We start from the raw sequence: 22,303 nt of genomic DNA, 5'->3' as shown, positions 1-22,303 counted from the left end.
ACATACCCGCCACACGCCCACCGCCGAAACGCCGCGTCCGCCACCCGCCGAATCTCTCGCCGGGACGCCGGGACGGGCCAGGCGGCCGGTCCGGTCCGCCAGGTCAGGACGTCAGACAGCCGGCGGCCAGGCGCAGTTGCCGGGCCGGGCCAGCACCTCGCGCAGTCGGGTGACGAGCGGACCGTCCGCAGGCATCCAGACAACGTCGTCGAGTTCGGCGGCGGACAGCCAGCGCAGCGCGTCGTGCGTCACCAGCCGCGGTCGTCCCCGCGCGACCCGGCCGAACCACACCCGCAGGACCCAACCGGGGCTGGCCAGGGCCACCTCGCCGAGCGGCGGCCCGATCTCGATGTCGACGTCGAGCTCCTCCCGACACTCCCGGGCCAGGGCCTCGTGCTCGCTCTCCCCCGGCTCGACCTTGCCGCCGGGGAACTCCCACATCCCGGCGTAGGCAGGCGGCTCCCGGCGCTGCGCGGCCAGCACCCGAGGCACCCGAGACTCCTGAGGTCCCCGGCCAGACCGTGCCTCGACATCGAGCAGCGCGACGGCGACGACGAGCCGTCCCGCCACGGGCGGGTGGGGGGCGCAGGCACCCTGACCGCGCGCATCCACGTTCATGCTGCCGGACTCTCCCAGACTTCGACCGCTCCCGGACGCACTCCCTCACAGTTGTCTCTCTTTCCGGCTGTCTCTCTCCTTCCCGGCCCCTCTCTTCGGACGGCGCTCGGAGCCGAAGAGCCGTCATGCCCCGCCGCCGCTGCCGGACCCCGTCACCGCCCCGCGCGGTTCACGACCGGCAGGCGGGGAACCCCCTCTGCAACGGATCATCGCCCCCGCCCGTTCGGATGTGCCCGGACGGACGGGGCCCCGCAACCGACACGCGCCACCGGCACCCCAGCCACAGGCCCTCCGGAAACGCAGGTCCTTGGGGAACGGCCCCCGGGGCCCGCGCCGGCAGCGGATCCGAGCGCCCGAGTTCGGTGCGCCACACCACCGAACCAACGTCAACGTGCTCGACTAGGCACACACCGGAGTCATTGCCCGGCCCGCGGTCGTCGGACCGCCGGCCCCGCGCGCAGGAGGACAACGATGCCCACCAAGCCGACCAAACTCGACAGCGCCGCGATCGCCGATGCCCTGGCCGCGCTGCCCGGCTGGCTCGGCGACGCCGACCGGATCCAGTTGCAGATCATGGTCGACGGCGACGAGGCTGACGCGATCAGCACCGAGGTGATGCGTACCGCCGACGAGCTGGACCATCATCCGGTGATCGACCGCGGCCCCGGCACGATGACCTTCACCGTCTGGACGCACTCCGTCGGCGGCGTCACCGACCTCGACGTCACCCTCGCCCGACGCATCTCCCACCTGCTGAGCTCCGCCGGCGTCGCCTACTGACCCTGGTCGAGCGGACCCGGCCGGCTGGCGACGATCACCAGACCGTGGCCGGCATGCGGAAGGTGCCGTCCCGTTCCGGCGGGAACGGCACCACCACCATCACCGCACCGGCATTGAGCGGACCGTACAGATGCGGAAACCGCTCGCCGGATCCCGCCTCGACCCGGTCGGTCACCGCGCCGTTCCGGCCGGATACCGCGTCGGCCCGGTCGGCCGTTGGGTGGTCCGGGGCCGCGCCGCCAGGTGGATGGGCCGGCGGCTCCCAGCGCAGGGGGGCGCGCAGGCGCCGCGGGTCCACCACGACGAGCAGCAGGTCGTCCCGTCCCCGGTAGTACCGCTCGGCGGTGGCCACGACCTGCGCCGGGGTGGAGAAGTGGATGAACCCCTCGACTCCCAGGCTCGCCGGTCGGTACGCGGACGCCCCCACCGTCCATGCCGCCCGCCCGACCAGATGGCAGATCACCCGCTCGTCCGGCGTCGGCTCCTCGTCGAGCGTCACGTGCACCAGCCCCTCACGAACTCCCACGATCTCGGCCCGAAGCGGCCCCGGTCCCGTGTCCCTCCACCGCTGTGTACCCCGGCCACGGGGCGTCCCGGACCGGCTGCGGCCCGCGCTGCGCGGGCGTCCGGCGCCGCCTGCGGCAACCGTCGGCCACAGCTTCAAACGTAACCGGGACGGCGTCTCACCGCGCCCGCCCTGTCACGTATCCGGCACAGGCGTCGATGCTGGATGAGAAGGGCACGGCGGCCATGGCATGACGGGAGTGCGGCGGCTGCTCGTCGGCGTCACGGGCCGAGCCGCGCAGGGCGGTGCCCCGCGTGCCCCGGACTCGGACCAGCACCACGATCTCCCGCACGCGCCGCCGGTTCATGACGACTGACGATCGCGCCGGCCACCGCCAGGACGATCAGGATGACGCCGAAGGCCGTCGCCCGCGTAGAGCCCCACCCGGCGTGAGACCGGGCGCCTCCATGGTGATCCTGGTGCCGGGCTCGCTACACGTTGAAGCGGAACTCGACGACATCGCCGTCGGCCATGAGGTAGTCCTTGCCCTCCATGCGGACCTTGCCGGCGGCGCGAGCGGCGGTCATGGAGCCGGCGGCCATCAGGTCGCCGTAGGAGACGATCTCGGCCTTGATGAAGCCGCGCTGGAAGTCGGTGTGGATGACGCCGGCGGCCTCGGGCGCGGTGGAGCCGGCCCTGATCGTCCAGGCGCGGGCCTCCTTCGGCCCGGCGGTGAGATAGGTCTGCAGACCCAGGGTGTGGAAGCCGATCCGGGCGAGCTGGGCCAGGCCGCTCTCGCTCTGGCCGAGGGAAGCGAGCAGCTCGGTGGCGTCGGCCTCGTCCAGTTCGGCGAGCTCGGCCTCGACCTTGGCGCACAGCACGATCGCGTCGGCGGGGGCGACGGAGTCGACGAGCTCCTTGTGCCGGCCGGGGTCGGCGAGCACGTCCTCGTCCACGTTGAACACGTACAGGAACGGCTTGGCGGTGAGCAGGAACAGCTCGCGCAGCTCGTCGCGGTCGATCTTCGGTTCGGAGGAGATCGTGCGGCCGGCGTCGAGCACCTCGCGGGCGGCCTTCACGGCGGCGAGCAGCGGCTGCTTCGACCTGTCGGCGCGGGCTTCCTTCTCGAGCTTCGGCAGGCGCGCGTCGAGGGTCTGCAGGTCGGCGAGGATGAGCTCGGTGTTGATCGTCTCGATGTCGGCCGGCGGGTCGACCTTGCCCTCGACGTGCACGACGTCCGGGTCGGAGAAGACCCGCACCACCTGGCAGACGGCGTCGGACTCGCGGATGTTCGCCAGGAACCGGTTGCCCAGCCCCTGTCCCTCGGACGCGCCGCGCACCAGCCCGGCGATGTCGACGAAGCTGACCGTCGCCGGCACCACCCGAGCGCTCGAGCACAACGTCGCGAGCTCGGCCAGCCGTGGATCCGGCACACCGACCACGCCGACGTTCGGCTCGATCGTCGCGAACGGGTAGTTCGCGGCGAGCACCTCGTTGCGGGTCAGGGCGTTGAACAACGTGGATTTGCCGACGTTGGGCAGCCCCACGATTCCGATCGACAGGCCCATGGCGGATCAGTCTACGGGCCGGGCCGGAAACTGTCGGACCGGCGTGATTGCCTTGCGGTGTGGACACCACCAGCGCGCTGCTGACCCTCGTCGGGCTGGTCCTCGGTGCCGTCGGTGGCTTCCTCGGCGCCCGTCGGCTGGCCGATCCGCGCCATGCGGCGCTGTCCGCCGCGCACGCCACGGTGCTGTGCGAGCGGGACGAGGCCAGAGCGGCGACCGCCACCGCCCTCGAACGTGCCCAGCTCGCCGAGGCCGACATGTCCGGGCTGCGCACGGCCCTGGAGTACGAGAAACGCTCCGCGGGCGAGCGGGTCGCGCTCGTCGAGCAGAGCCAGCAGCGGCTCGCGGAGAGCTTCCAGGCGCTGTCCGCGCAGGCTCTGGCAGGGGCGAGCCAGCAGCTCGTCGAGCTCGCCACCGCCCGGTTCGACGAGGCCGGCGCCCGCGCCCGGGGCGATCTCGATGCCCGCCGGGCCGCGGTGGAAAGCATGGTCAGTCCGCTGGCCGAGGCCCTTGGCCGGATGGAGGGGCGGCTACGCGAGCTGGAGACCGCCCGCACCGAGGCGTACGCCTCGCTCGTCGAGCAGGTCCGGTTCGCCCGTGAGGCCTCGGAGAACCTGCGCACGCAGACCTCGGCGCTGGTCACGGTGCTGCGCCGGCCGCAGGCCCGGGGAGCGTGGGGCGAGATGCAGCTGCGTCGGGTCGCCGAGGTCGCGGGCATGCTCAACCGCTGCGACTTCACCGAGCAGATGACCCTCCAGGGTGACGACGGCCCGCTGCGGCCGGACATGGTCGTGCATCTCGCCGGCGGTCGCAACGTCGCCGTCGACGCGAAGGTGCCGCTCGCCGCCTTCCTCGACGCCGCCGAGAGCTCCGACGAGCAGTACCGCGCCGGGCGGATGGCGGCGCATGCCCGGCACCTGCGCGCGCACGTGGACGGGCTCGCCGCCAAGTCGTACTGGCGGCGGCTGCCGTCCTCGCCGGAGTTCGTCGTGTTGTTCGTGCCCGCGGAGGCGTTCCTCGCTCCCGCCCTCGACCACGACCCCGGCCTGCTCGAGCACGCCGCCGCCCGCAAGGTCATCATCGCCACACCGACCACGCTGATCGCGATGCTGCGGACCATCGCGCATGCGTGGACGCAGGAGGCGCTCACGGCGCGCACCAGAGAGATCTTCGAACTCGGACGGGACCTCTACACCCGGCTCGGCACCCTCGGCGAGCATCTCGACCGGCTCGGCCGCGCTCTCGGCCGTGCCGTCGGCGAGTTCAATGCCACGGTGGGCTCGCTGGAGAACCGCGTCCTGACACCCGCGCGACGCCTGGCTGCCATGGATGTCGTCGAGGGCACCCTGACCGGTCCCGGCCCGATCGAGACCGGTGTGCGCCCACTGTCCGCCGCCGAGCTGCTGGCGGACGTCCGCGACCGGGATTCGGACGTCCGCGGGGAGTCCTACCAACCGACAGGGCCCGACGCGTCGGGCCCCGTCGCCCACCAGACCTAGTCGGCGGGCGACAGGGGGGACATCAGCGGCAAACGACTGGAAAGCTCGGGAAACTGCAACGCAAGGCAGTGGTCCGACCACAGAAAGCTCCAGCGAGGGCGCCGATACGGCGGCATGATGCATCGTCCTGACGCATTGGAAATCCGTGGGCGGTACCTTGCGTTCGTGAGTGTGCCGCCACATCGGCAGTCAGCCGGGCCGCCGGGTAGATCCGCGCGTGCCGACAGGTTCGACGATCCGTATGTCCGCGGTTCGCGTACGCGCTCGGGTGGACCTCCCCCGACCCTGTTCACGGGCAGCCGCCGCGGGCTGACCGCTCTCGGCACCGCGCTGGTCGTCCTTGTCCTCGGCGGCGTCGGGGCGGCGATCGACACGGCGGCGTTCGGCTCGTTGAAGTACTGCTTCGGGATGTTGTTCATCGGCGCCTGCGTCCTGGTTGCCGTCCGCGTGCACACCGACGACCTGCTCGGTGTCGTGATCATGCCGCCACTGGTGTACGCGCTCATCACCATCGGCGTGGGCTATCTGCATCCGTCCACCGGCGACGGCAGCACCGGGCTACGGGACAAGGCGATCGACATCGCCTCGGAGATGATCCTGCACGCGCCGATCCTGCTGGCCGCATTCGTCCTGGTCACTCTGATCGCACTGTTCCGCGGCCGCCGGGCACAGGTCGCCCGGCGGGAACGGATGCGCGCGCTCGCCACGCCGCCCGGTGACCGCCGACGCCGCCCGGCCCGCTAGCGTCCGTCGGCCTGCCTGCCTGCCGCTGCCCGGGTCACCAGCCATCCGGCCAACACCGGCACGACCATGAAACATCCGACCCCCCACACAAAGCGGGTAGCTCGGCCCAGAAATAACAATGCCCGGTAAATCAGGCTAACCATGTCCCACGGAGTGACCCACCCGTTCGGATACCTACGGCGGGCGCTTCACTTGCCTTTGCAGCCGCCCGTGCTACATTCCATACGCGTCACAAATTCGCCCCTCGGGACGCACTTCCGTGCTATTTACCCGTGCCGCGTCCACGGCCGCGGCGACCGCAGGGAGGCCTGCTTGTCGTTCGCACCGAGGACATCCGCCAGGGCGACATCGATCGGGCCATGGTGCGGCGCTGTGATCAGGCCGTGACGAGCTCCAGCCAGCACCCACCCGAACGTAGGCAGCTGGTCCCGATTCTGCGTTACCGATCGTTTGACCCGCACACCACGCGAGGCGCTCGGCGCCGGCCGATGCCGCTCGGCACCTTTGCCCGGCACTGCCAGCTGATCGCGGCCTCCGGCCGCCAGGCCATGAGCGTGTCGGGCTACGTAAACTCCCTGAGCGCGGCCAACGCGGCTGGTCCAGGCATGGCCGGTGGCCGCGCGGCGATCAGCCCGGACACGGAGACAGACACCGGCAACGCCCGGCCAGACGCGGCAGCGTCACGCGGCCCGCTCGTCCTCACCATTGACGACGGGGGCGGAACAACAATGAGCGCCCTACGACTGCTGGTCGAGTTCGGGCTCACCGCGACCGTCTTCCTCACCAGTTCCCGGGTAGGCGATCCGGGCTATTTCCACCGTACTGATCTTCACCGCATCCGTGGATTGGGAATCGAGATCGGTGGTTCCGGACACACCGGACGACCGCTCAACGAACTGGCCCGCAGCGACGTCATCGCGGAACTCACCCTTTCCCGTCGGCGGCTGGCCGGGGCCATCGGCGACGAACCGCGCACATTCGCCTACCCAGGTGGAGGTTATGACCTTTCCGTTCGGCAGCTGGTGATCTCCGCGGGGTACAGCTCGGCCTGCGCGGTCCGCGACGTGCTGTCCCACCCGGACGATGACCGGTTTGCCCTCGCCCGCCTGGCCGTCGACGCGGCGACTCCTGACAGCAGGCTGGTGGCCTGGCTCGGCGGTTTCGGGCACAGCGAACCGCCTCCGGTGCACGCGGCTGACCGTCTGTTCCGCATGGGCCGCATGGGCCGCATGGGCCGCACGGTCGGACCGTTCCGCCCACGGCTGGGCCGGGCCGCGGATGGCATCCCGGTTCCCGTGGAGCTGCCGCCAGGCAGCACGGCTCCAGCCGCCGCCAGCGCACCGGCCGGTTCCGCGGAACCGGCCGCACTGCAGACCGTCGGTGACTCTGCTCCGGGCTGACACAATCCGTCAGCCCGGAGCAGAGCCGCCCCGCTGCGGGTGGGAAATGGTGGGGGATACGCCCACCGCGTCCCGGCGGGGCCGGGTGCGCATGATCAGATCGCCCAGCGGGCTGGTCACGCCCAGCCAGTATCGCTCGTTGCGGTAGTGGTGCAGCCGATGCCCGCGGTGCAGGCATCGGTAGTAGGCCGAACGCGGCGGGACCCGGGTGTGCAGCAGGAAATGCGTCCAGTCGTAGGCAAGCACGCCGGCCCCGGCGCACAGCGCACCAGTCGCCACCCCGACCGGCCCGAACACAGCCGGTCCGACGGCGAGCGCCGTCCCTATGATCACCTCACGGGGACGCAGGAACATCGTGTCGAGACTGGTCGGGTCCCCGTGATGCTGCTCGTGACCGTAGCCGGCGGCCTGATAGCCGATCGCTCCCAGCCAGGTCCCGGGACTCGCATGCAGCAGCAGGCGGTGAACACCCCACTCGACGAACGGCTGGGCACTCGCAGCCGCCAGAACCACCCGGCCGTCCCGCCCAGGCCGCCACGGCCCGCGTACGGCACGCACCGCGGCGAGCACGCCCACACAGCCAAGCAGGACCGGCGGCCGAGGATGGTGCAGAAATCGCAGTGCCGCGGCCCGCAGTGTGCGAACCTCGGCCGCGCTGCCGTGCGGACCGGGCCGGTCCAACCGGTCGAGCAGCGCCGCTGGTCGGAGCAGTCGGGGGGAGACTCGCGCCACGCGTTCGCCTCCCCACCCTGCGTTCTAGAACGGGACGGTGGAGTACGCCTGCAGCTTGGTGAGCTGGTGCTGGCTGTCCACCCGCCGGATGGTGCCTGACCGCGACCGCATCACCAGCGAGGACGTGCTGGCGCCACCCGGGCGGTACCGTACCCCGGCGAGGAGCTCGCCATCCGTGATTCCGGTCGCGACGAAGAAGACGTTGTCGCTGGCCACAAGGTCCCCGGTGGACAACACCTGGGACGGGTCCTGGCCGGCCGCGAGGACCTTCGCGCGCTCCGTCTCGTCGCGCGGCCACAACCGCCCCTGGATCACACCACCGAGGCAGGTCACCGCGCAGGCGGTGATGATCCCTTCCGGGGTACCACCGATGCCCAACAGCAGGTCGACACCGGTGCCGGCGCTGGCGGCCATCACGGCACCGGCGACGTCACCGTCAGAGATCAGTTTCACCCGGGCACCCGCGGCGCGGATCTCATCGACCAGCTCGTTGTGCCGCGGCCGGTCAAGCACCACCACGGTGACATCACGTGGGTGGATCGCCTTCGCCTTGGCGACGGCCCGCACGTTGTCCTCGACGGAGGCGGTGATATCCACCACGTCGGCAGCCTCCGGACCGGTGACCAGCTTCTCCATGTAGAAGCAGGCGGTCGCGTCATACATCGACCCGCGCTCGCTGACCGCCATGACCGACACGGCGTTGTTCATCCCCTTGGATGTCAGCGTCGTGCCATCCACCGGGTCGACGGCGACGTCACACTCGGGACCCTCGCCCGATCCGACCTGCTCGCCGTTGAACAGCATCGGGGCCTCGTCCTTCTCCCCTTCACCGATGACGACGACCCCGCGCATAGAGACCGTGCCGACCAGGCGGCGCATCGCGTCGACCGCCGCGCCGTCGGCGCCGTTCTTGTCGCCGCGGCCGACCCAGCGGGCGGCCGCCAGTGCTGCGGCCTCGGTTACCCGGACGAGCTCGAGCGCGAGGTTGCGATCCGGGGCCTGCCCCTGCACAGCCAGTGTGTCGGGCACGGCCGTGGCATCGGATCTGGCGGAGGCACCGGACCAGGCGGAGGTGGCGTGAGCGTCGGAAGGCACGGCGCTGAGCCTAGTTCGGCTACCCCGTGGACGCCCGTGATAGCAGCGCGTGGGACCGGCTGCACATCACGTCAGCGTACCGCGAGGGACTCGACGGATCTGGCCGTATCGCCCGATCCCGGCTGTCGTGCGGACGACAGCCACATGCCCGAAATTTTCCGTGCAACCTTCGGCACCCACTCGGCGTCAAACGCTTCGTATCGGGCGGGCGTCACGCGGAGGGGGCGTGACGCCCGCCCGACTACGTTCCGGCTGCCAGGTCAGGCGAGATCCCACCCACATCGGTGGCGATGCCCACCTGGCGGCGGTCTGATCGGCCGCTCCCGGCCGCTCCTGGCCGGTCCCCAATGCCCCGCATGGCTGCCCGTACCTGGAAGATGGGGTCGTGGCACAACGACAGCGGCGCGGCCAGGAAACGATCCGCGACATGGTTCTCTCACTCGGCGTGGTCATGGCCGGCGTCGCACTCTTCGTGATCTTTGTGATGCCCCGCGGCGGCGACGAGCAGGCAATCAAGGTCGTCGAGACGACCCAGCCCATGGCGGCGTTCGCCCGACAGGCGCCTTACACCCCGCTTGCGCCCGTCGGCCTGCCGATGGATCTGTGGAAGGCGAACTCGCTTCGCGTACTGCTGCCCGCCGGCGGCTCCTCCGACAGCACGACCGCCGAGGCCACGATCGGCTACGTGATCGATCGACCGGGCCACCGCACCTACGCGAGGCTGCGGCAGACCAACGCACCGGACGGGGTGCAGAGGCTGCTCGGTGACCGACCGGCCCGCGGCAGCGTGAACGTCGACGGAGTGCCCTGGCAGTCCCGCCCCGACGACCAGGGGCATCTGGCGATCTCCCGTACCGAGGACGGCGTCACGGTTGTCGTCGACGACGGCGCCGGCAAGGGCGGCGGCGCCACACAGCCCGACCTGATCACTCTCGCCCACACCCTGCGCCCTGTCACCACGGCGAGCTGACCTCTCGGCCAGGCCCGCTGCCAACCCACAGCCGGCCCTCGGCCGCTCGGTTCCCGGCCCGCCCTCCCGCGAACGGCTCGACCGAGGGAGGGACCCGGGCCCCGGAATGGCAGAGTACGGAGGACCGCCTCCGAAGTGCCGGACTTCAGGTGCTCGACGGGCCGTTCTTCGCCCGCGCCGACGCATTTCTGCCAAGCGTTTGCGCTTATCGCCCGATGGGCCGCCGCGTTCGCTCCATCCAGCCGGCCGTCAGACACATGCCTACACCGGAAAGCACACATTGTCGACATTCGCGCCACGAGGACCCGTCTCGGCGCGGCACCTCGTCGCGGGTCCGGACCGGCGAGCCGGGCGCAGCGCAGCGGGCGGACGGCACCACGCGGTCGAGGCGCTCTCGCGTCGCGGTCAGCGACCGGCGACGCCCGCGGCAACGGACGGCGGGCCGTCAGGGTGCGCACCGTGCGAGCCGCCCACCGCGGTGGCCACGGGAATGAGCACGGCGATGCCGAGGACCAGGCCAGCTGCGCGCCTTACCAACGGCCGCAGCGGGTTGGCGCCTGGCCGGGACGCGAGCGCCCCACCGGCGCGCGAAGCGGGCAGGGTCCGTCGACGGGAGGAACCACCGACGGCCGGAGGCGTCGGGCGTGCGCCGGGCATGCGGGTACCTCCGAACCGCCCCCAGGGAGCGGTCAGCCAGACGGGGCCCGCGCCTGCACGGACCACCGCCAATCCGAATCGTCCTACGGTGACCTCGTACGATGGATCTCTGCATTCTGGATCTTTGTACTGGATCTTTGTACTAGGGATCTTTCGCCGGCGATCCCACTTCCACCACTATTGTCATCTGATTGGTACCACGTTGGGCCCGGCCGGAGTGGGATTTCGGCGACCGGAGACAGCTCGGGAGTGACGGGATCGCGCCGGCAATACTGGTGTGCGGCCTCGCGGGAATGTGCCCCGATCGCGCCGCATGCTACAAAGCAGCACGATCGGACCACAGGTCCGGATTGACGAAAAATTGATCGTACGACGGCTCGGAGGTGGCGATGCCAGAAGGCCCAGACCCTCAACCCGCGACGCTCGGCGACACGGCCAACACCTACCCCATGGCTTCATCCCATCCCGGCGACGTGGCGTCGCCATCACATGACCCCTTGGCGAACGCCGCGCCGTCGGACGCCCCGCCGACACCGGCCAGCTACGAGCAGGCGCGCGCGGAGCTGGAGGAGGTCGTCCACAAGCTCGAGGCCGGTGGCGTGACCCTGGAGCAGTCGCTGGCGCTGTGGGAACGCGGCGAGCAACTCGCTCGTGCCTGCCAGGGCTTCCTCGACGGCGCCCGTTCGCGCTTGGCCGCCGCCGATCCCGCCGGGCCCGGTGCTCCCGGGGGGACCGCTGGCATCGGGGTGCCCGCGGCGAACGCCGCACGCTGAACTCTCGGCTACCCGTCACTCTCGGCTACCCGTCCGGCCTTGCGCGCCCGGTACACCCAGTTCGCAGCCGGCCGCCCTCCACGGGTCAGCCGTCGGTGACCACGGCGCGTAGCTGCCCGCCAGACACCCGGACCGCCAGGCCATCACCCGTTGTGACCTCGCCGGGATCGCGCACCACCACACCGTCGGACGTCCGCTGGACCACGGCGTAGCCGCGCTCGAGTGTCGCGGCCGGCGACAGCGCCCGCATCCGCGCCCGCGTCGCCCGCACGTCATGCTCGGCCACCTCGAGCGCATGGTGGACGCAGCGGCGGCCGCGCGCACGCAATGCGGCGATCTCCTGCTGGCGCCCGTCCAGCGCCCCCCAGGGCGCGGCCAGCACCGGCCGGCGGCGGGTGTCGGCGAGGCGGCGTTCCTCCCGGTCAAGCCGGTGGCCGAGGGCCCGCCGCGCCCGCGCGCGCAGCTGGGCGACCGCCGCCGCCTGCTCGCCGACGTCGGGGACGACGCGTTTGGCGGCATCGGTCGGCGTGGAGGCTCGCACGTCCGCCACGAAGTCGAGCAGTGGGGCGTCCTGCTCGTGTCCGATAGCCGACACCACCGGGGTTCGCGCGATCGCCACGGCGCGCAGCAGTGCCTCGTCGGAGAAGGGCAGCAGGTCCTCGAGCGACCCACCACCGCGAGCGATCACGATGACCTCGACGTCGGGCCGCGCGTCGAGGTCGCGCAACGCGTCGATCACCTGCCCGACCGCGAGCGGTCCCTGGACGGCCACCTCCCGCAGCTCGATGCGCACCGCCGGCCAACGCCTGCGCGCGTTCTCCACGACGTCGCGCTCGGCGGCGCTGGCCCGCCCAGTGATCAGCCCGACCGCCACCGGGAGAAACGGCAGGCGCCGCTTGCGGGCCGCCGCGAACAGCCCCTCGGCAGCCAGCGTCGCCCTGAGCTGCTCGAGCCGGGCCAGCAACGCCCCCGCGCCGAGAGGACGGATCTCCGTCACCGCAAGGGAGAGCGTGCCGCGGCCGGCATGGAACGACGGCTTGCCCCACACCACGACCCGGGCGCCGTCCACCAACGCCGGGCCGACCGCATCACAGACCGCCCGCGGACAGGTCACCCGCAAAGAGATGTCCGCAACAGGGTCCCGCAGGGTGAGGAAGACAGTGCCCATTCCCGGCCGCCGCACGAGCTGCGTCACCTGGCCCTCGACCCAGACCCGGCCTAGCCGGTGGATCCAGTCCCCCACCGCGCGCGAGACGGTGCGCACCGGCAAGGGCTGCTCGGGAGTCGAGGTCAGGGCCATATGGGGCACCGTAACGGTGACCTCCGACAGATCGCCGAGACGGTCGTCAACTCCACCCGAGACCGTCCGAACGGCCGTTGCGCGGACCGGTCAGGACGGCCTCGCCATCAGGTAACGCATCCCCCAAGCCTCTTGGCGGGCGCTGTCCACCGCGTAGACTCCCCAGCATGGGCCGGGTCCTTCTTGCCAAGCCGCGCGGCTACTGCGCCGGTGTCGATCGAGCTGTCGTGACCGTGGAGAAGGCGCTGGAGCTCTACGGCTCACCTGTCTACGTGCGCAAGCAGATTGTGCACAACCTGCACGTCGTCAAGACGTTGGAGGCCAAGGGCGCGATCTTCGTCGATGAGACGGACGAGGTTCCCGAGGGTGCCACCGTCGTCTTCTCCGCGCACGGTGTGGCGCCGACGGTGCACGAGGAGGCCGCCGCGCGCCAGCTGCGCACCATCGACGCGACGTGTCCCCTGGTCACCAAGGTCCACTCCGAGGCGCGTCGTTTCGCCCGGGAGGACTACGACATTCTCCTCATCGGCCACGAGGGCCACGAGGAGGTCGTCGGTACCACCGGGCAGGCGCCTGACCGCATCCATCTGGTCGATGGACCGGACGACGCCGCCCGCGTCGTGGTCCGCGACCCCGAGCATGTCGCCTTCCTCTCGCAGACCACCCTGTCCGTCGACGAGACGATGACCACGGTGGACGCGCTGCGGGAACGCTTCCCGCACCTGCAGGGCCCACCGAACTCGGACATCTGCTACGCCACGCAGAACCGCCAGGTCGCCGTCAAGGACATCGCGGACAAGGTCGAGCTGCTCATCGTGGTCGGCTCGGCCAACTCCTCGAACTCCGTCCGCCTCGTCGAGGTCGCACTCGACGCCGGCGCCCCCGCCTCCTACCTGGTCGACGACTTCACCGAGGTCGACGAGGCCTGGCTCGACGGCGTCGAGACCGTCGGGGTCACCTCCGGCGCGTCCGTCCCCGAGGAGCTCGTCACCGGCGTCATGGCCTGGCTCGCCGAGCGCGGCTTCACCGACGTCGAGGAGGTCACCTCCGCCGACGAGCACCTCCTGTTCGCACTCCCCCCCGAGCTCCGCCGCGACATGCGCACCCGCGAACGCGAAACCGCCGCCTCCTAGGGCAACGGCACAGCGTCGCCGCGCATTGGTGCGGGCGGGCAGGCACCCTGCCGCCTCGGCTCGACCGTTCCATCCCCACCCGACCCTCCACGCCGCAGTGCCTACTGTTCGTCTTTTCAGCCAGCCCAGTTGTCAGGGGTGGCTGAACGGACACTGGGCGCTGCGGCGTTGTCGTTCCAGCAACCCCGCCACCGACCGGCCGCCGTCACCGCCTGCAACGAGATTCCAGCGCCCGTCGATCCCTGAGGGTCGTTCTGACCGTGTGATCCGCGCGGCGGGGCCAGCGGCCAGGTAGCGCTGAGTGCGGCCCCATGGCCGGTCTCCTCGTCCACCAGCGATCGGGCTGAAGATCGGGACTCCGGATGCGAGAAGGGATCTTTACTCGGTCCGCGAGTAGCGGAAAATTCTCTTGGAAAAGCGGACTTTCGTGCGGTACCCGCCCGCCGTCTTTCGCCCGGCAATACCACCGCTCGGACAAAGCTTCTCGACGAGGCTTCCAAAGGTTCGAGGTAAGCGCCCTCTCTCGCCACTGGCGATGGCGCGTCAAGCAGCAGTCGGCGCGGCTCACGATGGTGGGGCTGCGGCGGGGCAATGCGGCGGTGGTGTGAGAGGGCCCATGCGCACGGTCGTGGGGGGACCGTACGCGCCAGATGTCCTAGGGTCGGCCCTGGGATCGGTGGGCACGTGTCGTCGACACATGTCCTGTGCGCACGCACAGCGCGTGCCGCCGATCGCAGGCCGGGTCGATGGTGACGGAACATCGGGAGAACGGGCACATGAGCGAGCAGGAATACCGCATCGAGCACGACAGCATGGGCGACGTCCGGGTGCCGGCGTCGGCCCGGTGGCGGGCGCAGACGCAGCGGGCGGTGGAGAACTTCCCCGTTTCGGGCCAGCGGATCTCCCGCGCGCACATCCAGGCGCTCGCGCGGATCAAGGCCGCGGCCGCGACGGTGAACGCCAAGCTCGGCGTGTTGGACGGCGACATCGCCGAGGCGATCAAGGACGCGGCGGCCGAGGTCGCGCGGGGTGACTGGGACGAGCACTTCCCGCTGGACGTGTTCCAGACCGGCAGCGGCACCTCGTCGAACATGAACACCAACGAGGTGCTGGCGTCGCTGGCGTCCGAGCGGCTCGGCCGTCCGGTGCATCCGAACGACCATGTCAACGCCTCGCAGTCGTCGAACGACGTGTTCCCGTCGTCCATCCACGTGGCGGCGACGCAGGGGATCGTGCAGGAGCTGATCCCGGCGCTGGACCACCTCGCCGAGTCGCTCGGTCGCAAGGAGACCGAGTTCGCGGATGTGGTGAAGTCGGGCCGCACCCATCTGATGGACGCCACCCCGGTCACGCTCGGTCAGGAGTTCGGCGGGTACGCGGCGGCGGTGCGGCTCGGGGTCGAGCGCCTGAACGTGGCGCTGCCGCGGGTGGGCGAGCTGCCACTCGGTGGTACCGCGGTCGGCACCGGGATCAACACGCCGCCCGGTTTCTCCGCCGCCGTCATCTCGGAGCTGGCCGCCAGCACCGACCTGCCGCTGACGGAGGCCCGTAACCACTTCGAGGCGCAGGCCTCCCGGGACGGGCTCGTCGAGGCATCCGGTGTCCTGCGGGTCATCGCGATCTCCCTGTACAAGATCGCTAATGACCTGCGCTGGGCATCGTCGGGACCGCGGGCCGGGCTCGGCGAGATCAGCCTGCCGGACCTGCAGCCAGGCTCGTCGATCATGCCGGGCAAGGTGAACCCGGTCATCCCGGAGGCGGTCTGTCAGGTCGTGGCTCAGGTCGTCGGGAACGACGCGGCGGTCGCGTTCGGCGGATCGGCGGGCAACTTCGAACTCAACGTGATGCTGCCGGTGATCGCCCGCAACCTGCTCGAGTCGATCCACATCCTGTCCACGATCAGCGTTCTGCTCGCGGACAAGTGCGTGGACGGGATCAAGGCAAACGTCGAGAAGTGCCGGCGGTTCGCCGAGTCCTCGCCCTCCATCGTGACGCCGCTGAACAAGTACATCGGGTACGAGGAGGCCGCGAAGGTCGCCAAGCTTTCGCTCGCCGAGGAGAAGACGATCCGCGAGGTAGTCCTCGAGCGCGGCTACATCGAGGCCGGCAAGCTCACCGAGGCTCAGCTCGACGCCGCCCTCGACGTCCTGTCGATGACCCACCCGTAGTCCCGGCTGGCTGGCTGGGCCGGCTGGGCCGGCTCCGGAGTGAGTCCGCTCCGGAGCCGGCTCCCGGCCGTCGCACCCCTCGCCGACCATCCCTCCCGTACGCCGAGCCGGCAGGGCCAGGCGTCCGTCCCGACAGTGATGGCCGGTTCCGACGGCGGCGGGAGTCGTGGAAGACCCCCCAGACAGCCTCCACGACCCCCGCATCCTGTCTAACGAGGCCGGCTGGCGTTCGTTACGGGTCCGGCGCGACAAATTTTTCGACCGCCATCGTCCGCTCAGAAGAGCGGAGTCGACCACCGGACGGGCGCGACGCCCCAGAACTGCCCTACGGGGGCGTACGCGAGATATGCGACCAAGTTTCGCGATCAGTGGAAGAGCTCAAGGAAGAGGCACAGGGGAGACCCGAGCCGGGACAAGGGCGGCACATCCCGGGTATTACACAAAGAGTCGCCATGGCGACTTAGCGTGATATCGCATGGCTGTAACGCCCAGGAAAAAGCGTGGGGAAGAAATAAACGTAACAAGCTGGTGCAACATCGCTTCGAGAGGCGCGGAGGCAGATAGCCTCTGGTCCACCGGGAGCCGGAAAGAATGCGGGGAGGTGACGGTGTTCGACTATGACGTCCTCGTCATCGGGTCCGGACCCGGCGGGCAGAAGGCTGCGATCGCGGCAGCCAAGCTCGGCCGGCGGGTCGCGATCGTGGACAAGCGGGAGATGATCGGCGGGGTCAGTATCAACACTGGCACGATTCCGTCGAAAACTCTGCGCGAAGCTGTTATCTACCTCACGGGCATGTCGCAGCGCGAGCTGTACGGCTCGAACTATCGAGTCAAGGACGACATCACTGTCGGTGACCTGTCTGCACGGACGAGACATGTCATCAGCCGGGAGATCGACGTCATCCGCAACCAGCTCAGCCGCAACCACGTCACGCTGCTGACGGGGCTGGCCAGCTTCATCGACCCACACACAGTGAGTGTGCGGGCGGCGGGTGACATCGAGGACCGCCGGGTTCACGCCGAGCGGATCATCATCGCGACCGGCACCAGGCCCGCGCGGCCGGACACGGTCGACTTCGACGGGCGCACGGTCGTGGACAGCGACCAGATCCTGGCCCTCGAGAAACTGCCACGCTCGATGGTCGTCGTCGGCGCCGGTGTGATCGGGATTGAGTACGCCTCGATGTTCGCCGCGCTCGGGACGAAGGTCACGGTGGTCGAGCGGCGCGACCGCATGCTCGACTTCTGCGACGTCGAGATCGTGGAGGCGCTGAAATACCAGCTCCGGGACCTGGCGGTGACGTTCCGGTTCCGCGAGTCGGTGGTCTCGGTGGAGCGGCACAACGGCGGCACGCTCACCCTGCTGGAGAGCGGCAAGAAGCTTCCGGCGGACACGGTGATGTACTCCGCCGGCCGTCAGGGCCTCACCGACATCCTGAACCTGGCGGCGGCGGGCCTGTCCGCGGACAACCGTGGGCGGATCAAGGTCGGCTCCGACTTTCGCACGGAGGTCGAGCACATCTACGCCGTCGGTGACGTCATCGGCTTCCCGGCTCTGGCCGCGACGTCGATGGAGCAGGGCAGGCTTGCCGCCTACGCCGCGTGCGGTGAGGACGTCAACGCGTTGCGCGCCGAGCTCATGCCGATCGGGATCTACACCATCCCGGAAATCTCCTACGTCGGGCGCACCGAGGACGAGCTGACCGAGCAGGCCATCCCGTTTGAGGTGGGGATCGCCCGCTACCGGGAGCTCGCCCGCGGCGCGATCCTCGGCGACTCGTACGGAATGCTGAAGCTGCTGGTCAGCCCGCAGGATCGACGTCTACTCGGCGTGCATGTGTTCGGCACGGGCGCCACCGAGCTCGTCCACATCGGGCAGACCGTGATGGGCTGCGACGGCACGATCGACTACCTCGTCGACAGCGTTTTCAACTACCCGACGCTGGCGGAGTCGTACAAGGTCGCGGCGCTCGACGCGATGAACAAGATGCGCGCCGTTGCCCGCTTCAGCGGCTGATCCGAACGTCTGGTCGGCTGTGGCACCGCCGCTGCGCGGCGCCACAGCCTCCGGGTACGGCACCCCGGGTCGGCTGGTCCCCCAGGACCAGTGCGGTCATCTGGAGGCGGCCGATGAGGCAGTGGCCGCCGATGGGGCAGTGGCGGCGTCCCAGGCCAGGGCGGACACGCCCTGCACGGTGGTGACGCCGGAAGCCATGCTCGGGCCGTTCTTGGAGAAGACCGCCATCACATAGTCACGTCCGGCGCCGTGGACATGGGCCAGGCTGGCGATCACCCAGCCGCTGGTACGCGGGAGCCAGCCGTTTTTCAGCTCGACCGTGACGCCGGAGGGCACACCGCCGGTCAGGCCCCAGCGCTGCGCGGGGATCACCGTACCCAGGAACCCGGCGATCACAGAGCGTTGTGCGGCGGTCAGCAGGCCCGGGTACGCGATCGCCCGCAGCACGGCAAGCTGGTCCGCGCCGGTCGTCCGGGTCAGACCCCAATAGTCGCCAGGTCCGGCCTGGGTGGCCCGCATGCCCAGCAGCGCGAAGAAGGCGTTCATGCCCGAGGTACCCCCGGCGTCCGTCCACAGGACAGTGGCCGCGCCGTTGTCACTCACTGAGATCATCTTCTGGGCGAGAGCCCGCTGCCGGGCCGTGAGTGTGCCCGACGGGCCGGCACTGCGTACCAGCGCGGTAAGGATGTCGAGCTTCACGGTGCTGGCCATCTCGTAGCCGGCAACTGCCGGATCGGTAACGGCGACGGTCTCGCCGGACACCACGTCGTACATCGCGACGCTGACATGTCCTGGCCGTGCGGCAAGGTGGGCGCGCAACCGGTCCGCAAGGCCGTTCGACGATGCGCCTGTCGCCGCAATGTCGACGATCGTCCGCATGCGGCCAGAACCACGCGCGGCATCCACGCGCGACGCCGGGGGTGACGGTTCCAGCGCGGCTCTCGGAAGAGCCGGTGTCACCCCGGTCACCGATCCGCCGGTCGCCGCCACCGTCGCCGCCGCGGCCACCGCCGCCTTGTCTGCCGGGCGCACGCCGCCCGATCCGAGGCCATCCGTGGGCCAGATCAGCAGTCCGCCGCACACACTCGCCGCCATCAGGAGTACACCCACACTCGACTGACACGTCATTCGCCGCCACACATTATCTGTGTAACTAACCTGAAGACAAACAAGAAGAGCACGGAGCAACTTGGTTTCCAGCTTTTACCGCACCGACAGATACGCCGCCGTCCCGCACAAGAATGTTTCCGTCACGATGTTCCGGATGCGCACGGACATGACGCCCCCGGCCGGCAGGAGCGTGACGCACCGGTATCTCTGGGCAGCAGAGGCCCCGGTCCCGCGCATAGTGATCGGATTCCAGCGACGATGGTGCGCGGGCGAACGGCCAACAGGCGGTGGAAGAAACCGCCAGCGACGAAACGAGGGCGGATGACCGATGATCGGACGAACGGTGCTGTCGAGCGGAATGTCGATCTCGATGTGGGCGACGGCCGGCCGCTGGGATTGTTCGTCGGCCTGAGTACCTTCGACGCGATCTACCGCGTGCGATCCCCACCCAACGGGGACGAGAAGATCGTCGCGGACGCGCTGGTGACGGCGGCGGGCGGTCCCGCGACCGGCGCCGCAGTGACGTTCGCTCACCTTGGCGGCCGGGCGGTCCTGCTCAGCGCGGTGGGTACCGGCCCGCTCGCCGAGGCGGTCCGCTCGGAGCTGGCGACCCTGGGCGTCGAGCATCTGGACCTCAGCCCGAACGAGCCGGCCCTGCCCGTCTCCTCGATCATGATCAGCACTCCGGGCGGCCAGCGGGCGGTCGTGTCCGCACACGGCCAGCAGGAGACTGTCCCGGAGGTATCAGGGGTTCCGGGCACCGGGGTCCCACGGGACCGCGCGCGGGACGGGCGTCCTGGTAGGCCGGCGGCTGGAGCGCGACGGACGGCGCTGGGGCTACTGGCTCAGGCTGCCGTCGTCCTTGTCGACGGACATCAGGCGGCGGTGGCCGAGGAAGTACTCACCGCGCTGAGCGCACGGGCTGATCCGCGACGACGGCCGCTGGTGGTGTTCGATGGCGGTTCGTGGAAACCCGGGACGCAGCGGCTACTCGCCCACGTCGACGCCGCGGTGTGCAGCGCGGCGTTCCATCCGCCGACAGTCACCCGGGGCGGCACGACCGACAGACTGCGGTACCTGCTCGCGCACGGGCCATCGTTCGCCGCGGTGACGGCCGGCGCCGAGGCGATCCGCTGGGCGGACGCGCGCGGCGGAGCCGGTGAGATCCGTCCGCCCGCCGTCCCCGTGGTCGACACCCTGGGCGCGGGCGACGTGCTGCACGGCGCCTTCGCCTGGGCACTCGCAAGATCGGCGCACTCCCCTGACAGCGCCGGTCCGATCAACGCCGGTCCGATCAACGTAGACCCGGCTGCGGCTCTGGCGGCCGCGACGCAGGTGGCGGCCCGGTCGATCGGAAGCTTCGGGACCCGGGAATGGATGGGTCAGTCCGGGAGCTCGAGAAGCGGGAGCTCGAGAAGATAGTCGGCGCGGGTCGCCGTCGCGGTGACCAGGGCAGGAACGGGGCGGGACGGCGGCACCGCGGGACCGCCCGGCGACGTTGCCGAGCGGGGTCCGCACGGAGCTCAGCGCACCAGGCGGGATAGGTGGGACGAACGGGTGAGCTTGGCGCCAAGCCGGCCCGGCAGATGCCGGGGATCGGTCCAGCGGACGGCGGGTGCACCGATGTCCGCCACGGCGAGCTCGCGGTCCTCGACGTGGAACAGGTAGGTCACGGCGTAGTGGACGTGTTCCGGCTCACCGAGCGTCGGCGCGGCCGGCTCGATCACCGCGTCCACATCCACGGGAACGATGCCGTCAGGGATGACGAGGTTCGGGTCGACGCCCGCCCGTCGGCCGGCAAGGCCCAGGGCGGCGCCGAGCAGAGACGCATCGGCGACGTCGAGATGTCCACCCGGCAGATGCCAGGTGGAGGACTGAGCGTCCATGACTTCCAGGACCCGCCAGTCCGAGGACATGATCGCGGCACGGGCAGTGACATGAGCCGGAGTCGTACTACGAGCCGTAATCGCTGGCCCGTGGAGCGCCAGTACGACGAGAGACCGAAGAAGGTCCACCTCATCCGGGTTCGCCTCGATGTAGCCGAGGGCCACGCTGATCACCGCGTTGTTGGTGACCGTCATGCTCAGAGAGCGGACTGAGACGGGGCGCTCATCGCGGAGCGCCGGCATCGGAGACATCCGCCAGTCTGCACATAGATCCTCACTCCACGTGTCGATGATGGTTTATATCACCACGGACCAGTAGCCAGCCCATTGCCATGACGGACGTCATCGTCCGGCCGTTCCCGCCAAGCCGCCGCCCCGGACGGGGCCGGCGGTCAACGCAACAGTCAGGTTGAGTGGTTACCCTGGCCCCATCATGGCTAAACCTAACTAGTACGGCAAATCCGAACTTTTGCGCCATCTTGGGTTGCCCTGGGCATCTCCCCAGGTCACCCGGGGCGCTCTGGCACCGCCCGCATCCGCCGGGTGACCACGCTCGGGCCGGCCTCGTTCTCGAGTTGGCCCTTTGCCCGGTCTGACCATGTGACGGGCTCCCGACATCGACTCCTGTCACACCCCCCAGCCGGACTATGGTCACGGCGGCGGGCACGCTCAGGGCCACGGGATCAACACGGAGGGGTTCAGCATGCGGAACACCCGGACCGACACTGGCGCGGAGGGGAAGTCGGCCCAGCCAGCACGGCCGGCCCGGCCGGACCGGCTCAGACGGCCACTGCGGCCGGCCGGTATCCGAGCGGGCAGCGTGGTCGCCGGCGTCGCACTCGCGGGTCTGGCCGCGCTGACCAGCGGCTGCGGTTCAAGCGGATCCGATGGCGGTAGTCCAGCGACGCCGGGGGCAAGCGTCGGCCTGCCCACCGCGTTGCCGACCAGCCTGCCGAGCCTGCCCACGGGACTTCCGACCTCACTGCCCAGCTCGGTCGGGGCATCGATCCCCGGCGTCGGCCGCATCGACGCCGCCACCGGTGCGAACGCCCTGCGCGGTACGAACGTGCCGGCCGATTTCCCAGTTCCGCCAAGCGCAAAGGTCCGCGTCGGAACCACCACAGGCAAGACCTCGACGGTGACCCTGACCGGAGTATCCAGCGACCAGGTGACGAGTTTCTACCGCGGCGCCCTGCCTGCCGCCGGCTACACGATCACATCCGACGCGGGCATCGGAGGTGTCGCACGCACGATCGGTTTCACCGGTCACGGCGTCCGCGGCAGCATCAGCTCCGCCGGCTATGGCGGCACCGGCGGCGTGGCGATCCTCTTCGCCAAGTCCTGACCA

The 22,303-nt window shown here is 70.2% G+C and carries 20 protein-coding genes; 11 read left to right on the top strand and 9 right to left on the bottom strand.

From position 1 onward, the window contains the following. Positions 1 to 111: 111 nt before the first annotated feature. Positions 112 to 618 carry a (deoxy)nucleoside triphosphate pyrophosphohydrolase gene (locus MXD95_RS03430; RefSeq protein WP_250639037.1) on the bottom strand — a complete coding sequence of 169 codons (507 nt, stop codon included), beginning with the start codon at positions 616 to 618 and terminating at the stop codon, positions 112 to 114. A gap of 471 nt (positions 619 to 1,089) precedes the next feature. Here MXD95_RS03430 and MXD95_RS03425 point away from each other — a divergent pair, with 471 nt between their 5' ends. After that, positions 1,090 to 1,398: a 4a-hydroxytetrahydrobiopterin dehydratase gene (locus MXD95_RS03425; protein WP_250639036.1), complete on the top strand. Its 309-nt coding sequence runs from the start codon at positions 1,090 to 1,092 to the stop codon at positions 1,396 to 1,398. 34 nt (positions 1,399 to 1,432) lie between these two features. On the opposite strand, the gene MXD95_RS03420 is transcribed toward MXD95_RS03425, so the two are convergent. The 3 genes from MXD95_RS03420 to ychF all read right to left on the bottom strand — a co-directional run bounded on the left by MXD95_RS03420 (position 1,433) and on the right by ychF (position 3,471). Beyond that, on the bottom strand, positions 1,433 to 1,924 hold the full coding sequence (locus MXD95_RS03420) for a DUF952 domain-containing protein (RefSeq protein WP_308301433.1): 492 nt from the start codon (positions 1,922 to 1,924) through the stop codon (positions 1,433 to 1,435). A 157-nt stretch (positions 1,925 to 2,081) separates the two neighbouring features. Further along, positions 2,082 to 2,270: a hypothetical protein gene (locus MXD95_RS03415; protein ID WP_250639035.1), complete on the bottom strand. Its 189-nt coding sequence runs from the start codon at positions 2,268 to 2,270 to the stop codon at positions 2,082 to 2,084. Positions 2,271 to 2,394: 124 nt separating this feature from the next. After that, positions 2,395 to 3,471 (bottom strand): redox-regulated ATPase YchF, encoded by a 1,077-nt coding sequence (gene ychF / locus MXD95_RS03410; protein WP_250639034.1) that lies wholly within the window; start codon positions 3,469 to 3,471, stop codon positions 2,395 to 2,397. Positions 3,472 to 3,530: 59 nt separating this feature from the next. On the opposite strand from ychF, the gene MXD95_RS03405 reads away from it, so the two are divergent. From MXD95_RS03405 to MXD95_RS03395, 3 genes are all read left to right on the top strand, one after another. Continuing rightward, positions 3,531 to 4,970 carry a DNA recombination protein RmuC gene (locus MXD95_RS03405; protein WP_250639033.1) on the top strand — a complete coding sequence of 480 codons (1,440 nt, stop codon included), beginning with the start codon at positions 3,531 to 3,533 and terminating at the stop codon, positions 4,968 to 4,970. A 117-nt stretch (positions 4,971 to 5,087) separates the two neighbouring features. Next, entirely contained in the window at positions 5,088 to 5,714 is a 627-nt protein-coding gene (locus MXD95_RS03400) for a DUF6542 domain-containing protein (RefSeq protein ID WP_250639032.1), read from the top strand. A 488-nt stretch (positions 5,715 to 6,202) separates the two neighbouring features. Further along, positions 6,203 to 7,114 carry a polysaccharide deacetylase family protein gene (locus tag MXD95_RS03395; protein WP_250639031.1) on the top strand — a complete coding sequence of 304 codons (912 nt, stop codon included), beginning with the start codon at positions 6,203 to 6,205 and terminating at the stop codon, positions 7,112 to 7,114. Positions 7,115 to 7,123: 9 nt separating this feature from the next. On the opposite strand, the gene MXD95_RS03390 is transcribed toward MXD95_RS03395, so the two are convergent. Both MXD95_RS03390 and glpX read right to left on the bottom strand, forming a co-directional pair. Beyond that, a complete protein-coding gene (locus tag MXD95_RS03390; RefSeq protein ID WP_250639030.1) occupies positions 7,124 to 7,846 on the bottom strand; it encodes a sterol desaturase family protein in 723 nt (240 codons plus the stop codon). 24 nt (positions 7,847 to 7,870) lie between these two features. Continuing rightward, positions 7,871 to 8,857, bottom strand: a complete 987-nt coding sequence (gene glpX, locus MXD95_RS03385) for a class II fructose-bisphosphatase (protein WP_250639138.1) — start codon at positions 8,855 to 8,857, stop codon at positions 7,871 to 7,873. Between the two features lie 469 nt (positions 8,858 to 9,326). On the opposite strand from glpX, the gene MXD95_RS03380 reads away from it, so the two are divergent. Continuing rightward, positions 9,327 to 9,911 (top strand): DUF4245 domain-containing protein, encoded by a 585-nt coding sequence (locus MXD95_RS03380; RefSeq protein WP_308301432.1) that lies wholly within the window; start codon positions 9,327 to 9,329, stop codon positions 9,909 to 9,911. 1,046 nt (positions 9,912 to 10,957) lie between these two features. Further along, positions 10,958 to 11,341: an exodeoxyribonuclease VII small subunit gene (locus tag MXD95_RS03375; protein WP_308301431.1), complete on the top strand. Its 384-nt coding sequence runs from the start codon at positions 10,958 to 10,960 to the stop codon at positions 11,339 to 11,341. A gap of 85 nt (positions 11,342 to 11,426) precedes the next feature. Here the strand turns inward: MXD95_RS03375 and xseA are convergent, their stop codons facing one another. Beyond that, a complete protein-coding gene (gene xseA, locus MXD95_RS03370; RefSeq protein WP_250639029.1) occupies positions 11,427 to 12,641 on the bottom strand; it encodes an exodeoxyribonuclease VII large subunit in 1,215 nt (404 codons plus the stop codon). A gap of 167 nt (positions 12,642 to 12,808) precedes the next feature. Here xseA and MXD95_RS03365 point away from each other — a divergent pair, with 167 nt between their 5' ends. The 3 genes from MXD95_RS03365 to sthA all read left to right on the top strand — a co-directional run bounded on the left by MXD95_RS03365 (position 12,809) and on the right by sthA (position 17,959). After that, positions 12,809 to 13,774: a 4-hydroxy-3-methylbut-2-enyl diphosphate reductase gene (locus MXD95_RS03365; RefSeq protein ID WP_250639028.1), complete on the top strand. Its 966-nt coding sequence runs from the start codon at positions 12,809 to 12,811 to the stop codon at positions 13,772 to 13,774. Positions 13,775 to 14,550: 776 nt separating this feature from the next. Next, positions 14,551 to 15,942 carry a class II fumarate hydratase gene (locus MXD95_RS03360; RefSeq protein WP_250639027.1) on the top strand — a complete coding sequence of 464 codons (1,392 nt, stop codon included), beginning with the start codon at positions 14,551 to 14,553 and terminating at the stop codon, positions 15,940 to 15,942. A 607-nt stretch (positions 15,943 to 16,549) separates the two neighbouring features. Next, positions 16,550 to 17,959 carry a Si-specific NAD(P)(+) transhydrogenase gene (gene sthA / locus MXD95_RS03355; RefSeq protein ID WP_250639135.1) on the top strand — a complete coding sequence of 470 codons (1,410 nt, stop codon included), beginning with the start codon at positions 16,550 to 16,552 and terminating at the stop codon, positions 17,957 to 17,959. Between the two features lie 96 nt (positions 17,960 to 18,055). Here the strand turns inward: sthA and MXD95_RS03350 are convergent, their stop codons facing one another. Then, positions 18,056 to 19,054, bottom strand: a complete 999-nt coding sequence (locus tag MXD95_RS03350; protein ID WP_250639026.1) for a serine hydrolase — start codon at positions 19,052 to 19,054, stop codon at positions 18,056 to 18,058. A gap of 336 nt (positions 19,055 to 19,390) precedes the next feature. On the opposite strand from MXD95_RS03350, the gene MXD95_RS03345 reads away from it, so the two are divergent. After that, on the top strand, positions 19,391 to 20,491 hold the full coding sequence (locus MXD95_RS03345) for a PfkB family carbohydrate kinase (protein ID WP_250639025.1): 1,101 nt from the start codon (positions 19,391 to 19,393) through the stop codon (positions 20,489 to 20,491). Positions 20,492 to 20,592: 101 nt separating this feature from the next. On the opposite strand, the gene MXD95_RS03340 is transcribed toward MXD95_RS03345, so the two are convergent. Continuing rightward, complete coding sequence (locus tag MXD95_RS03340; RefSeq protein ID WP_250639024.1) at positions 20,593 to 21,150, bottom strand: NUDIX hydrolase; 558 nt, start codon at positions 21,148 to 21,150, stop codon at positions 20,593 to 20,595. Positions 21,151 to 21,658: 508 nt separating this feature from the next. On the opposite strand from MXD95_RS03340, the gene MXD95_RS03335 reads away from it, so the two are divergent. Beyond that, entirely contained in the window at positions 21,659 to 22,300 is a 642-nt protein-coding gene (locus tag MXD95_RS03335) for a hypothetical protein (protein ID WP_250639023.1), read from the top strand. The last annotated feature ends 3 nt before the right edge of the window (positions 22,301 to 22,303 follow it).

This window comes from Frankia sp. AiPa1, from assembly GCF_023243075.1.
In the GTDB taxonomy this organism is placed as follows: domain Bacteria; phylum Actinomycetota; class Actinomycetes; order Frankiales; family Frankiaceae; genus Frankia.
This window is presented reverse-complemented; position numbering and strand designations above follow the sequence as displayed.

Coding starts and splice junctions, on each gene's coding strand:
- MXD95_RS03340 (WP_250639024.1), bottom strand. CDS start 21,150: ATGACGGTCACCAACAACGCGGTGATCAGCGTGGCCCTCGGCTACATC.
- MXD95_RS03360 (WP_250639027.1), top strand. CDS start 14,551: ATGAGCGAGCAGGAATACCGCATCGAGCACGACAGCATGGGCGACGTC.
- MXD95_RS03430 (WP_250639037.1), bottom strand. CDS start 618: ATGAACGTGGATGCGCGCGGTCAGGGTGCCTGCGCCCCCCACCCGCCC.
- xseA (WP_250639029.1), bottom strand. CDS start 12,641: ATGGCCCTGACCTCGACTCCCGAGCAGCCCTTGCCGGTGCGCACCGTC.
- MXD95_RS03415 (WP_250639035.1), bottom strand. CDS start 2,270: ATGAACCGGCGGCGCGTGCGGGAGATCGTGGTGCTGGTCCGAGTCCGG.
- MXD95_RS03365 (WP_250639028.1), top strand. CDS start 12,809: ATGGGCCGGGTCCTTCTTGCCAAGCCGCGCGGCTACTGCGCCGGTGTC.
- MXD95_RS03375 (WP_308301431.1), top strand. CDS start 10,958: ATGCCAGAAGGCCCAGACCCTCAACCCGCGACGCTCGGCGACACGGCC.
- MXD95_RS03335 (WP_250639023.1), top strand. CDS start 21,659: ATGCGGAACACCCGGACCGACACTGGCGCGGAGGGGAAGTCGGCCCAG.
- MXD95_RS03350 (WP_250639026.1), bottom strand. CDS start 19,054: ATGGCGGCGAGTGTGTGCGGCGGACTGCTGATCTGGCCCACGGATGGC.
- MXD95_RS03425 (WP_250639036.1), top strand. CDS start 1,090: ATGCCCACCAAGCCGACCAAACTCGACAGCGCCGCGATCGCCGATGCC.
- MXD95_RS03345 (WP_250639025.1), top strand. CDS start 19,391: ATGACCGATGATCGGACGAACGGTGCTGTCGAGCGGAATGTCGATCTC.
- MXD95_RS03400 (WP_250639032.1), top strand. CDS start 5,088: ATGCATCGTCCTGACGCATTGGAAATCCGTGGGCGGTACCTTGCGTTC.
- MXD95_RS03395 (WP_250639031.1), top strand. CDS start 6,203: ATGCCGCTCGGCACCTTTGCCCGGCACTGCCAGCTGATCGCGGCCTCC.
- ychF (WP_250639034.1), bottom strand. CDS start 3,471: ATGGGCCTGTCGATCGGAATCGTGGGGCTGCCCAACGTCGGCAAATCC.